14 protein-coding genes and 1 pseudogene are annotated in these 13,499 nt (G+C 33.6%); 8 read left to right on the top strand and 7 right to left on the bottom strand.

The genetic code is table 11. The features are described from left to right. Positions 1–31 precede the first annotated feature (31 nt). The gene (locus MHH69_RS02050; protein WP_341361621.1) at positions 32–592 is read left to right on the top strand and encodes a transposase; all 561 of its coding nucleotides are present in this window, start codon (positions 32–34) and stop codon (positions 590–592) included. Beyond that, a pseudogene (locus tag MHH69_RS02045) lies at positions 553–1,419 on the top strand (IS3 family transposase); the annotation flags it as partial. The gene MHH69_RS02050 and the pseudogene MHH69_RS02045, both read left to right, overlap by 40 nt. Before the next feature lie 157 nt (positions 1,420–1,576). Here the strand turns inward: MHH69_RS02045 and MHH69_RS02040 are convergent. Further along, positions 1,577–2,014, bottom strand: coding sequence for a hypothetical protein (locus tag MHH69_RS02040; RefSeq protein ID WP_122973726.1), 438 nt, complete (start codon positions 2,012–2,014; stop codon positions 1,577–1,579). A gap of 150 nt (positions 2,015–2,164) precedes the next feature. Between MHH69_RS02040 and MHH69_RS02035 the strand changes: the two genes are divergently transcribed. From MHH69_RS02035 to istB, 3 genes are all read left to right on the top strand, one after another. After that, on the top strand, positions 2,165–2,743 hold the full coding sequence (locus MHH69_RS02035; RefSeq protein ID WP_122973727.1) for a hypothetical protein: 579 nt from the start codon (positions 2,165–2,167) through the stop codon (positions 2,741–2,743). Positions 2,744–3,136: 393 nt separating this feature from the next. Then, positions 3,137–4,681, top strand: coding sequence for an IS21 family transposase (gene istA, locus MHH69_RS02030; protein ID WP_341361467.1), 1,545 nt, complete (start codon positions 3,137–3,139; stop codon positions 4,679–4,681). Then, on the top strand, positions 4,681–5,433 hold the full coding sequence (gene istB / locus MHH69_RS02025) for an IS21-like element helper ATPase IstB (protein ID WP_341361466.1): 753 nt from the start codon (positions 4,681–4,683) through the stop codon (positions 5,431–5,433). The genes istA and istB overlap by 1 nt, the downstream gene beginning before the upstream one ends. Before the next feature lie 67 nt (positions 5,434–5,500). Here istB and MHH69_RS02020 read toward each other — a convergent pair whose 3' ends face one another. Continuing rightward, a complete protein-coding gene (locus MHH69_RS02020; protein WP_158599747.1) occupies positions 5,501–5,671 on the bottom strand; it encodes a hypothetical protein in 171 nt (56 codons plus the stop codon). Positions 5,672–6,077: 406 nt separating this feature from the next. Beyond that, the gene (locus MHH69_RS02015) at positions 6,078–6,545 is read right to left on the bottom strand and encodes a MarR family transcriptional regulator (RefSeq protein ID WP_122973746.1); all 468 of its coding nucleotides are present in this window, start codon (positions 6,543–6,545) and stop codon (positions 6,078–6,080) included. 638 nt (positions 6,546–7,183) lie between these two features. Between MHH69_RS02015 and MHH69_RS02010 the strand changes: the two genes are divergently transcribed. Further along, positions 7,184–7,888 (top strand): toll/interleukin-1 receptor domain-containing protein, encoded by a 705-nt coding sequence (locus MHH69_RS02010; protein ID WP_122973747.1) that lies wholly within the window; start codon positions 7,184–7,186, stop codon positions 7,886–7,888. A gap of 594 nt (positions 7,889–8,482) precedes the next feature. Beyond that, positions 8,483–9,721 (top strand): IS110 family transposase, encoded by a 1,239-nt coding sequence (locus MHH69_RS02005; protein WP_191709098.1) that lies wholly within the window; start codon positions 8,483–8,485, stop codon positions 9,719–9,721. Positions 9,722–10,141: 420 nt separating this feature from the next. Here the strand turns inward: MHH69_RS02005 and MHH69_RS02000 are convergent, their stop codons facing one another. Then, the gene (locus MHH69_RS02000; protein WP_122973028.1) at positions 10,142–10,561 is read right to left on the bottom strand and encodes a DUF4362 domain-containing protein; all 420 of its coding nucleotides are present in this window, start codon (positions 10,559–10,561) and stop codon (positions 10,142–10,144) included. Positions 10,562–10,714: 153 nt separating this feature from the next. On the opposite strand from MHH69_RS02000, the gene MHH69_RS01995 reads away from it, so the two are divergent. Further along, positions 10,715–11,179 (top strand): hypothetical protein, encoded by a 465-nt coding sequence (locus MHH69_RS01995; protein ID WP_341361620.1) that lies wholly within the window; start codon positions 10,715–10,717, stop codon positions 11,177–11,179. A gap of 93 nt (positions 11,180–11,272) precedes the next feature. Here the strand turns inward: MHH69_RS01995 and MHH69_RS01990 are convergent, their stop codons facing one another. From MHH69_RS01990 to MHH69_RS01980, 3 genes are read right to left on the bottom strand one after another with little or no spacing between them, the layout of a single operon-like run. Then, the gene (locus MHH69_RS01990) at positions 11,273–12,076 is read right to left on the bottom strand and encodes a hypothetical protein (RefSeq protein WP_341361619.1); all 804 of its coding nucleotides are present in this window, start codon (positions 12,074–12,076) and stop codon (positions 11,273–11,275) included. Position 12,077: 1 nt separating this feature from the next. After that, a complete protein-coding gene (locus MHH69_RS01985; protein ID WP_341361618.1) occupies positions 12,078–12,950 on the bottom strand; it encodes an ABC transporter ATP-binding protein in 873 nt (290 codons plus the stop codon). Continuing rightward, on the bottom strand, positions 12,947–13,324 hold the full coding sequence (locus tag MHH69_RS01980; protein WP_191706498.1) for a GntR family transcriptional regulator: 378 nt from the start codon (positions 13,322–13,324) through the stop codon (positions 12,947–12,949). Before MHH69_RS01980 ends, MHH69_RS01985 begins: the two co-directional genes overlap by 4 nt. Positions 13,325–13,499: the final 175 nt, after the last annotated feature.

Raw genomic sequence — 13,499 nt, 5'->3', positions numbered from 1 at the left:
GTAAAAAAACTAACTTTTGGGATGATTTTTTATGACTAAATATAATGAAGAATTTAAATTGATGGTGGTTCAAGAATATTTAAGTGGCTCACTAGGATATAGAGCGATAGCGAAAAAATATGGTGTCGGTGCTACACCGTTAAGGAAATGGGTACGTGCTTATCAAGAGTTTGGATGTAGTGGGCTATCCGTTAAGAAAACGAAGCAGTTTTATTCTGTTCAATTTAAATTAGATGTATTAAGCTATATGAAACGAACAGGTGCTTCTCATCAAGATACTGCAATTCACTTTAAATTGAATGATCCCACTTTAGTTGCTAGTTGGTATCATCGGTTTTTAAAAGAAGGGATAGAGGGCCTGCAAAGAAAACCAAAGGGGCGCCCATCCATGTCTAAGAAACAAAAATCAACAGTGAATAGCCAAGAAAAAACAATGTCACGTGAGGAGCAACTAGAACGCGAAAATGAACTGCTTCGTTTAGAGGTAGCTTATTTAAAAAAGTTGAAGGCTTTTCGAGAGAATCCAGATGCCTTCCTCGAAAAGCACAAGCCGCCATCGCCTTCGAACTTAAACAAGAAGGATTTCGATTAAAAGATATTTTAAAACAAGTGGATATTCCAGAAGCAACGTATCATTATCATATCAAACTGATGAGGCAAGAAGATCCAGATTTAGAGTGGAAAGCCTTGATTTTAGAGACTTTCGAACAACATAAAGGGCGATATGGCTACCGCCGAATTCATGGGGAATTAAGAGCGCAAGGACACATAATTAATCATAAAAAGGTACAACGAATTATGAAAAACCTAGGATTGAAATGTGTAAAATTCATACGTAAATCACGCTATAAATCCTACAAAGGAACAGTTGGAAAAGTCGCTAAAAACCTTTTGAATCGTAGATTCAGAACGCCATATGCCCTTCAAAAATTGGTGACTGATGTAACTGAATTTAAATGTACGGATGATGAAAAATTATATTTAAGTCCAATCATGGACTTATATAATGGTGAAATTATTGGGTTTAGTATATCAAAACGGCCAAGCCTAGATTTTGTTTTAGACTCACTTAAACAAGTACTTCCAATCATTCAAAAGTGTGCTGAATATCGGACAACTATTCACTCAGATCAAGGATGGCACTATCAACATAATACATGGGTGAGAACATTAAGGCAGAACAGGATTTTTCAAAGCATGTCTCGTAAAGCAACATGCGCAGACAACGCGGCCATGGAGAACTTCTTTAGCTTATTAAAACAGGAAATGTATTATGGAGAACAATTAATCTCTTACGAAACATTACAAAAGAAAATAAAAGAATATATCAATTATTATAATAATGTTCGTATAAAACAAAAATTGGCCGGCATGAGTCCAGTAAATTACCGAAAACATGCCAGCCAATTAGCTGCATAATAATAACTCTAACTTTAAGGGGTCACTACCGAATTGTGCCCGATTATTGAATAACGATTTGTTTTAAAACGAATTTTAGTTCCTTTTTCTGAAAGCTTTTGTTAATATCTATTTTCCATGCCAAAAATTCCTGTAGAGAAAACTGTAATCCTTTTTATTATTTAATATTTACATCAAAAACATACGAGATATTCCCTTCATTCCATTTTGCATTTACTTCATAAATATAATATCCCTCATTTGTAGGTAGGGTGATTTCGCTTTCTCTAATATCTATAGATTTAACGGACCCGTCTTCACTTTCCTCGTTTATTTTTAACGAAAGAGGGCTTCCATCAATTTCAATTTTTAATTTTGTACCTTTCTCCAACTCTAACGTATCAAATTCATCCGCTAACCCTTTTTTATCTAAATTGCTTTTTTTATTTGCTTCAAAATCCTCTTCAACCCACTCGAAATCTCCTATTATCATTGTATATTCTTTATTATCGCTAACAATTTTGCCTTCTACAGGTTCAAACGTATCAAAAGAAGATAAAACATTACAACCAGATATATAAATAACTGACAATATCAAAATAAGAATTTTTTTCATACTTCTTCCTCCCATATATCACTATAAGTACTTTAGTAAATGTATAATTCATTTTATCAAAAAATAACTATTAACTTTAAACTGTATTAAATATATTACAATCGCAATATATTATTGTATAATTTTGTCATATAATATAGGAGGTTGGTTATGAGAAAATTATTTTTTGGCTTTCTCTTAGTGGGAGGCAGTTTTTTATTTTATGATGAGGCAGATGCAGCCGAATTAAGTAATTCTACTGAAGAACAACAAGTAGCACAAACTGAATCAGAAGTAGAAACGATTTATTTTACTGAAGATCAAGATATTTTAATAACTGATGATGTCATTATTAGAAGAATCTCTGATTCACCAAGTGTCGAAATGGCTAATTTATCATTGAAAAGCAACTATAATAATACAGGTATTTCTCTTCTAGGCGCTGGAGAATGGGACCTAATTGGCGACGAATTTGTTGGAAGTAAATCTAGTATTTATCCATCCCATGGCGGAGATTACCGCGTAACTATTGTTCAATCTAAGTTTGGTCCCTATCTATACTCTTTAAGAGAACATGATCCTTTACTTGATACGACTGTAAAAAATTTCAAATTTTCTGGTGCTGGTTTTTATGAAATGATATTCCCTGATATTTCAGGATATTGTGACGGGGATAATGGCCAAGCTGAATTTTTCATTTATAAGTCTACTATGCAATCTACAAAAGACTTAATTACTTTTTGGGATTAATTAAAATATTAATAGATACAATTCTATTATTGTTTTATAAAAATAAGAAGAGGCTTACTTTTATATATTTGAGTAAGCTTCTTTTAACATTAAAGAAAGGAGTTCTATTAAAATTATAAGAAGAAATACTCGCTTAAAGTGTATGAATAAATCTAGTTATGAATATGCGTTCCTTAACAAACGAGCTAGAATGTTGACATCAAGATGATAATTATTCCCTTTACTTGTTGAACTAAAGCAACTGTTAGTTTACATAAAAAAAGTATATATCTGACTAAGTTGCTTGTATTTGATAAGCTAAAACTGAGCCACCATCGCAGTTGAAAAGTGAGCCACTTTTATATGAAAATAATCCTAACTTCATAGAGTTAGGAGCGTATAGAGGTGATTTCTTTGGAGAAGAAACAAAAAGTTTTATTAGCCTTTCATAAAGAAAATAAGAGTCAACGTCAAATTGCGAAGGAGCTTGGGATTTCTCGGAATACTGTAAAAAAGTATATCGAAGAGGATCTTGAAAAAAGAAAGCAAGATATTCGAGAACTACCTATTACAGATAACTATGTAACGCCTCCGTCGTATAAAAAGCGAAAAGGCAATAAACGTGCATTAACACCTACGGTGATGAAACGTATTCGAAAAATGTTAAAAGATAATGAATTTAAACGGCAACATCAGATGCACAAGCAACAACTAAAAATGATTGATATTCATGAAAAGTTATTAGATGAAGGTTTTGAAATTAGTTATACCACTGTTAGAAATTTTGTAAATAGTGAGGAGAAACGTCAAAAAGAAGTGTTTATTCGTCAAAAGGCAACTGCTGGTCATGAGATTGAATTTGACTGGGGTGAAGTAAAATTAATCATTGATCAAACGTTACGTTCTCTTTCGATGGCGGTCTTTACCCTACCATATAGTAATGATCGATTTGCCTATTTGTATGAATCAGAAACAATGGTTTGTGTACAAGATGCACATGTAAAGTGTATTAACTATTTAGGCTTTGTACCAGAGGTATTTACATACGATAATATGCGAACTGTTGTAAAAAACTTTATTGGAACTGAGCGTGAGATTACCGATGGTATGAAAAATCTATCGATGCATTATCATTTTAAAATACGACTATGTGAACCGAGAAAAGGAAATCAGAAGGGGCATGTGGAGCGGAGTGTAGAATACATCCGTCGGAAAGCATTTGCCCATCGAGATACGTTTACAAGTTTAGAAGAAGCTCAGGCCTATCTAACAGAAATCATCATGAGATTAAACTCTCGTAAACATTATAAGAAAAATCAAACCCACCATGAATTAATGCTAGAAGAACGTGCAGCTCGGCAAGTAAGTGCAGATATTATTCCATTTGATGCCTCTGAGTTGTTTGAATTTAGAGTGGACAAATATAGCACGATTACTTATAGACAAAATCGTTATTCTGTTCCAGAAGGACATGTAGGAGAATGGGTGAAAGTAAAAGCGAGTGCGGAAAAAATTCTTATTTTTAGTGATAATGCCTGTATCGCAACACATAAGCGAAGTTGGCAGATCCATCAGTGGATTATGGATATCTATCATTACTTACGTACATTTGAAAAGAAAAAAGGTGCATTGGCTCAAAGTGAATGTTTGAGTCAAGCACCAACAAAAATAAAAAAATTATACAAAGATTATTATATTGGAAATGAGCGAGATTTTCTAGAGTTACTTATCTATCTAAAAGAACATAACAATCTAGAAAAAATCATAGTGGCAGTTGAACAACTTGAGAAGAACCCTATGGTTCAAATATCAACAGATAAGATTATTTTCTTAGCTAATCAATGCGAACACATTCATAAAACTGTACATTCCAAAAATGAGGTCACCACCCAATCTCTCGAAAATCTTTCAGCCATTACGGCATTATTCGAAACTAAAAAGACAGGGGTGCTTCATTAATGGATAAGCGACAAGAAATGATTGAAATGTGTAAAGAACTTCGACTACCAAGCATTCGAGGATTTATACAAGATGATGATATGTGGAAACAATATCAGACAGCAGAAGATTTCTTATATCACGCACTGGTCCAAGAGATGCAAGATCGAGAAGTGCGAGCAAAAGCGAATCGGATTCGTTCAGCGAATTTTCCAGAAAAGAAACTATTAACTGAATTAGAGACTGAGAGATTACCGCAAAATGCGGCCTCTCGTCTCTCTCATTTAAAGAAATTAGATTTTATTCAAGAAAAACAAAACGTTTTATTAATCGGATCACCAGGTACAGGTAAAACACATATAGCAATTGGTTTAGGAATTGAAGCTTGTTTAGCAGGTTATAAGGTGTATTTTACAACGGTGTCATCCCTTGTAAATCAGTTAAAAGAAAGCCGTTCTGAAAGAACGTTACGTTCATTTGAATTGAGGTTTGAAAAGTATGATTTAGTGATTATCGATGAGCTAGGTTACATTTCTTTTGATAAAGAAGGCGCAGAATTATTATTTACTCATCTTTCCCTACGGGCAGGACGAGCGTCAACGATAGTTACAAGTAATTTATCATTTGATCGCTGGGAAGAAGTTTTTCATGATCCAGTTTTAACAGCTGCTTTAACAGACCGATTAACACATAGAGCCTATATGATAGACATGGTTGGACCATCTTATCGAATATTAGATACAAAAGAATGGCTAGAAAATAGTTCGGTTTAAGTGGATCAGTTTTTAATTAATAAATGGCTCAATTTTTACTTGCGAAATACAGTTGCTTACAATTCTTTCAAAATCCAGGACCTGCCATGATATAAATTAAAACAAACAGGAACATAATTAAAGATACTATAAAAATTTCTCTTCTATTAATGTTACTTGCTTTTCTATTTTTATTAATTATCTTCCTATAATTCCCTTGAATTTCCCTTTTTTTTTGATTTTTTTCTTCTAAGTTCATTACACCCGCTCCTTTTCATCTAATACTCTTGTTTACTATTTCCCCTAAAAATTTCAATACAATATTTAGATTCTTAAACTAATCTACTCCATTATTTAACTATATTCGATACAATCTCAACCTTAACATTAACATAATTATACAAGCCATTTACTGAGTCTTATACCACAATCTGGCCCTTTAATTGAATAAAGCACTTTCCTTATTCAAGGAAAGCGCCCGATTGTGGAATAAGGGTGGCATCAGATTTATACATTTACAATGTTAAGAAAAGGAAATGTTACCAAACGATGGTTTGGGGACTTTTTTGTACTTAGTTTCGACGCTATTTTGAGTAGTCGCCCGATTCTAAAACTTGCTGAACAGTGTTTTCAAGAGCAAAAAAATGAGTTGGCTGCTAACTCATTTAAAAATCAGTCATATCTTTCAAATCTTTTATATTTCGAACTCTTCTAGTATTCGGAGAATCAGTAATATCAATCAATTGACCTTCGTCTTCATCCATAAAAAATCTAGGGTGTTCAACTAATGAATCAAACTGTTCACGAATATCTTCTCTGTCTTCTCTACGAGCTTTACCAACATAAAATAAATTAGGATTAAGCATAAATCCATTTTGAATTTTTGCTATAAATTGTTCATCTCGTAATTTCTTTATTGCTTTTGAAACATTTCCCTTATCTAAATGTAACTCCTGAGCAATTTGAATTTGTTTAATGTATATATTGTTTGTTCTGGGGTCCATTTTTGAACACAGAAAAAACAAAACTTTATAGTCAGTTCCTGTGAAGTTTGAAGTTTGAAGTAATTCAAACCATTTTAATATAAACGCACCCCAATACACATTATCTTTTGGACGACCCCTTCTTCTCATAAAAAACCACTCCTAAAGTTGTAATATAAACAAAAAAAGTTGCTAAATATCTAATATATCTAAATAAAGTTGTAATTTGGACAACTAAAAGTTATATTTATACCAACTATTTTTTTGATAAAAAATAAATAAATCCTTATTTATCAATGTTTAAACTAGTTTTTTTAAATATTCTATCACCTTCCTATATTATAACATTTAATGTAACATAGTATTAAGAAATATTAAATAGCTTTTGAAAGGGGAGATTTTAATAATGAAGGGGAAAATTTATAACGAAAAAACAGGAAAGTGGATTTCTGGTGGTGCAGCTCAACTGCATATAATTAAAAAAGTGGTGGATGGGAAAATTTTATTGGAAGAATAGTTACAAATGTTGCTGAAGCAACAGCTAAAGCAACAGTCAAAGAAGCATTCAAAGAAATAGATTCAAGAGAAGTCAGAAAAAGTAAGCCTAGATTAAAACGAGTAAAGTAGATTTTAATTTATGGTAGTAAGAAGAATTAAATTTGATATCAAATAAGTCCCCAAATGGTAGCTTAGGAACGGTTAGATAGCGACAGACACGATTAAATATGATTGTGATATATTTTGGCTAGTATTTGGAAAATAACAAGTCTAGGGGGAAAAGAAAACGAATGGTTAGATGTACAGCTCCAGTAAGAGGGCATAATTCAGCAAGTGCTGCAGCAAATTGTCCAGCATGTAGTAGTAGAGGCGGTTATGGTAGGTATTCTTCTCCATCTTATTCTTCTCCGTCATATTATGATACGAGAAGTACAAATAGTGGGGGTTCAGGTGGGAGTTCGAGTCGTAGTTCTAAACCGAGATGGTCAAAATCTACTTCTTCTGTAATTTACACTTCAGCAGAAATTAGAACTCTTACACCAATTCGTAACAAAGTTGAGGAAATAACTGTTGCTAAGCCAGATTTAAGAGATGTTTTTCTTTGTCATGCTTGGGACGATAGGAAAGAATCGGCTAAAGATTTACATGATTTACTTGAGTCTTTAGGTGTATCAGTATGGTTTAGTGAAAAAGATGTCTTGCTAGGTGCGCCATTATTACGAGCTATTGATAAAGGGCTTGCAGCTTCAAAAGTTGGAATCGTATTAGTAACTCCATCATTCCTAAATCGTTTAACAAAAGAGGGTATTGCAGATAAGGAACTGTCTGTATTACTTGCTACAGACCGTTTAATTCCAATTGTTCATGGTACAACTTATGATGCACTTCGAGATGTAAGTCCTTTATTAGCATCTAGAAGTGGTTTAGATACTGCGGAAGATTCGCTTGAAGATGTAGCTAAGAAACTTTCTGAATTAGTAACTATCTCTGACTAATTAATAAAAGGTATCCAGAATTGGCAGCTATCTCATTGATTAAATAAAAGAGTAGTTTTACGCTTCATTCAAGTGCATACAAAAAAAGTTCCCAAATGAAAGTTTGGGGCCACATTAAAAATGCACGAACGTTGTTAAATCAACGTTTCGTGCATTTTTGTATGAACATTGGTTATGCAGCATTTTATACAGATGAGGAAAACCGTTGATGGAACGGTGTTTATACTTGCTGGGCTTGTTCTTTAATTTGCATAAAAACTTGTATAGCAAATCTCTTATCGTTATAAATCTGCATCTTTTCTAACACTCACCCAGAAAAAATGTTATTCAACAATATGGCCCGATCGTAATATGAGGTTAGCCAGATTTTTCTGGTTGACCTTTTTCGTTTAGGTCTTATTATAACGGTAGTCGGGGTAGAACGTCTGGCCCGTGGGACTTAATCCCGTCAACAAAACTGTTCACCCCCTACTTGTATAAACATGTTTCGAGCTGGTTGGGACAAGGATCCCGTTTAACAAGCGAACCTATGACATTACAAGCAGCTTTAGGGGTTACCGACGAATTTAGTTTTCTTTAGGAGGAGATTTAATTATGAATCCAGTCGTAGGTCTGGATGTTTCAAAAGGAGAAAGTCAGGTGCAAGCCTTTTTAGATAAAGGCAAACCATATCGTAAGAGCTTTAGTATTAAACATACTCTTGAAGGTTTAGATAGTTTATTAGAATTTCTAAGAGATATAGAGAAATTAGCTGATGGTAAGCAACCTTCGGTTATTTTAGAATCTACAGGTCAATATCATATTCCTGTCATTCAATTTTTGGAGGAGCAACAATACGTCTATATTATTGTAAACCCACTTGTCTCTCATCGAGCTAGAAGTACAAATTTACGCAAGGTAAAGACTGATGCCATTGATGCCTATCATCTATGTGAGCTGTATTACAAGGAAGAGTTAGAACCATATAAGAAAAGAGGCATACAACTCTTAAATCTTCGTAATCTCACTAGACAACAAGAAACAGTATCAAGCACAGCTGCACAAACAAAATTACAGCTACAATCCATTTTAGATCAGGTTTTCCCTGAATATAGAGGTGTCTTTGGGAATCTCTATTCAAAAATTTCGTTACAGATTCTATCAATCTTCCCAACCTCCAAAGAGGTTTTAAGTGTTAGCGAATCAGATCTTACTAATAAAATTGCGGAATTATGTACAACCCGTTCAGAAAAATGGGCAAAAGAAAAAGCAATTAAATTGAGAGAAGCTGCATTACGTAATCCATTTCAAAACAACTTGTACCAAAGCCATATCTTTAACCTAAGAATGTTTATTAACATTGTTCTTCAATATCAAGAGCATCTATCAAAGTTAGCAGCAGAAATAGATGCCCTCGCTAAAGAAATTAAAGAATATGAGATAATCCAGTCTATCCCTGGTGTTGGAGAAAAGATTGCGGCAACAATCATCTCTGAAATTGGAGAGATAGAGCGGTTTAATCATCCTAAAAAGCTAGTAGCATTCGCTGGAATAGATCCTAGCGTTTACTCTTCAGGTAGATTTACTGCTTCCATAAATCGCATAACCAAAAGAGGTTCTAGCAGGTTAAGGCAAGCATTGTTTATGGCTGTACAATGCGGTATAAGAGATGCACGCAAGCAAAAAACAAGTGATGAAATACTCCCTAGAAACAAGAAATTAAGAGAGTTCTACGATAAAAAACGCGAAGAAGGAAAACCTTTTAGAGTAGCAATAATTGCTTGTGCTAATAAGCTTTTACATTGGATTTATGCCCTACTAAAAAGGAAAGTAACCTTCCAAAACGAGGATTAAAAAGTATATCTAAGCACATAAAACAAAACCTTCCAATTTTAAAGAGGAAGGCTTATTTGGTGTACCCTTTTTTTAGTATAGCATGTAGGTTTTAATATTTTTATTGAAAAATCTTGACAACTATTAGCTGGTTTTGTTGAGTAACAAAAAAGGACCGCATTATTTCAGCCGTCACTTTTTTCCATACATGCTTTTATTGCAACATGAACATAATTGTCCAAATCTAAAAAACTTCTTCGTTTTTATATATGCACCTTTTATTTCGGATTTTGAAAAAGCTTTAACGATATTGAGTTAAGACTATTTGTTTCTATGAAAAGTATTTTTGAACAACGACCGTCATCCACAATGTTTTGGTTTTTTTATTGGGTCCATTATATTGTTTTTATTCCGTTTATTAAGGGAGAAAATCCATTTTTACTATTCCTGTACAGTAAGTATAATGTTGACTTCCGAATTTCCGCTCCCCTCTAAATTATATTCCGTATCTTCTCCTGTTTGTATTTCCTCAATGGAACTGCATGTTGTCTGGCTAACGCTTCCTTGACCATACTTATCTCTCCGAGTATCATAGGTTGAATGAATGATTTCTCCATCATACTCTAGAACATGCAAAATGGGATCTCCTTCTATTGTATAATGAACGATTCGAACTTCATCTTCTTTCCCTTCTTTCATGTTGCTAAGAAATTGTTCAAATCGCTCGATATTTTGTATTCCATTAGGCTTATTTACTACATCCTCTGGAGAAGAAATAAATTCAGGTATTTTATCTGCACTTTGACAACCTGATATAAATATCAAACTGAATAAAACAAATATTCCATTTCTCCAATTCATACCTATACACCTCTTTTATCATTATTTATTTGTATCTGATAGTCGGTTTAAATAAATTCCAATGTCATTTCTATAACTAGAAGTCTTTGACTAAAAATTCCATAAAAGTTAGAATCTTAAGTATCTTAATTGTTGAAGGAAGGCTCTTTTCTAATGAAAAAAACATGGATTAAGCGTACTGTCCTCGTTACAATTCTAGTTATTATTCTCGTATTTTATTGGAATGAATACCGAACAAAAAAACTCGTAGAGGCGTTTTTTGATACATATCAGCTAAGTGAAGAAATACATGACATTACCATTATTAACTTAAGTGAAGAAGACATATTGAAGGCTTTTATGATAATTGATGAAGAGCATCCCCTTCACCCCACTGTTATAAATTCTATTGAAAAACTAACTGTAAAACGCATACCTGATTATAAAGAGACTTTTTCTTTTTCAGAAGGTTATTCAGTTTTCTTTATTTACAACAATACATCAAACCATATTTATATAAACAAAAACGGTATCGTTTATTTTAACGGCAAGGAATATGAAATCCAAGGAAAGGAAATTGTAAAAGACCTTTTCGAAATACTTGAAAGAGCAGAAAAAAACAAGCCAGATGTAAAATAAATTTAGTTTTCCTCCCCCAGTAACATTACATAACCGTCGGATAAATAAGGACCAATAAAAAAGAGCTAACCCTCCCGGATTAACTCTACTAAACTAATATTTCACAATTATTTTTTTCGTCATTAGACGAATTAACCAACAGTAAATGGCAATTAACACGAAAGTTCCGATTACAGAAAAAGCGAGGGGTAATTCTGTTATTGTTATAAAACTTGGAACTGGTAAACCTAAGCTAATGGATATTAAAATATCCTCAATATAAATTAAAACAAAGGCTAGCACAATTGATACGATACCGAATATACCGAATCGACTAAAGGCCGCGCCAATTAACCAACCCGCTACATAATAAGTGAAAATATTTATTGCGAAAATGAAGATAGCTAGTAGCCAACTAGAGCTAGGGTCTTCATACGGTGTGAAAATGATGGATAAAATTAATTCTGCAATAAGGTGCCCTTCCGTCTCGTTCATCGATCCATCTAGTGGATTCATATTTACCGGAATGTTCAAAAGGTTCACGATGAAAGTTATTACTGCGGAAATAATCGCACCAGCAACTGGAATCGTAATCGCAAGGCCTAACGTGCCAATTAATGTCCCCTTGAAATAATCTTTTCTTGTAACACCATTGCTCACATAATGGGATAGTACGCTCACCGCGGAAATAATCCCAATGACCAGCATAAAAATATTAGAAGCAATGAATAATGAATCGAAATACGTATTTACGCCACCACTCTCTTTAAATAGTGAAGATACGATTTTAACATCGCTCAATATCGATGACATGATTTTCACGAATTGAATAATGAGCATGACCCCCATAAAGCCAAATGCCCATGATCCTTGGACTAAAAACATATCCTTTGCTACTTTAGGATAAATTCGTGGCATCTTATTCTTCCCCCTCTGTTAAATGAATAAATAGGTCTTGTAGTGAGATCGGTCCAACTTCCAAACCATTTTGATGGGCGAGCTTGCGATCTGCATCACTTAATTCCCCATAAACCATAACGGATTTTGTATTCCCTAATTGTTTCGTATTTAATATGTTCATAGATTGCGTAAAGGCATCAACAGCTTCACTTGCCCCTGTAATGGAAGCCCCTTTTGTCACAACCGTTTCATAATCTTCATGGAGTACAAGTTGCCCTTTATTTAAAATCAAAACTTCGTCAAATAAATAATCCATTTCAGATACAAGGTGTGTCGAAAGGATGATGATACGGGGATGCTCAGATTGGTCTTCCAACAACTCTTGATAAAAGATTTCTCTAGTTGGGGCATCCATCCCGTTATAAACTTCATCAAAAATCGTAATCGGTGTACGACTAGCTAAACCTATTACGGCATTGACCGCTGATTGCATTCCCTTAGAAAGCTTACGAATGGGCTTATCAACAGGTAAGTTGAATTTCTTCACTAAGTAATTGGCATATTCCATATCAAAATTTGGTCGATACCGCTGAACATCTCCCAATATTCGTTCCAATTTTTCTGTTTCATCTTGATTGTCTTTATTGAAGATGAAATTCACTTGTTGCATGATTTTCGCATTTTCAAAAGGAACTTCCCCATTTATTTTTAACGTACCATTAGTCGGTTCGCGAAAGGATGCTAGTATGGATAATAGCGATGTTTTACCTGCACCATTTCTCCCGATTAATCCGTATATTTTATTGTCACTTAACTGAAAGCTTACATCTTTTAACGCATAATGGTTTCCAAATTGGAGAGAAAGATTTTTTACATCAATTTGTATGGTCATTCCCCATCACTTCCTTTACATTTTTTAATTAAATCAAATAGTTCCTGATCGCTTATGCCTAACTTATTCGCTTCTTGAACGAGACCTACAACAAAATTATCTAAAAAAGCATCTTTTCTTTTTTGGATGAGTTTTTCTCTTGCACCTTCTGCTACGAACATGCCGATTCCTCTCTTTTTAAATAAAATGCCTTCTTCCACTAGTTGATTAACCCCTTTCGATACCGTTGCATGATTGATTTTATAAAAACTTACAAGCTGGTTTGTAGAAGGTGCTTGCTCTCCTTCTTTCAGTTGTTCGTCCACGATTTGATCTTCAATTTTTTCACGTATTTGTACATAAATTGGTTTATCTTGATCTAATAAACTGCCCAATCTTATCACCACTTTTCATTTTTAATTCCGACATTTTAATATCATTTCAAACCCTTTCATGGACACCTTAAGCTTTATGGTTATATACTTATGTGTATAACCATATCAGCATACCACTTTTCTGTCAATAAAAAATGCTAAGGAAATTTTCTGTTTCCTTAGCATTTTATCGATT

The organism is Ureibacillus sp. FSL E2-3493, assembly GCF_038077515.1.
In the GTDB taxonomy this organism is placed as follows: domain Bacteria; phylum Bacillota; class Bacilli; order Bacillales_A; family Planococcaceae; genus Ureibacillus; species Ureibacillus halotolerans.
This window is presented reverse-complemented; position numbering and strand designations above follow the sequence as displayed.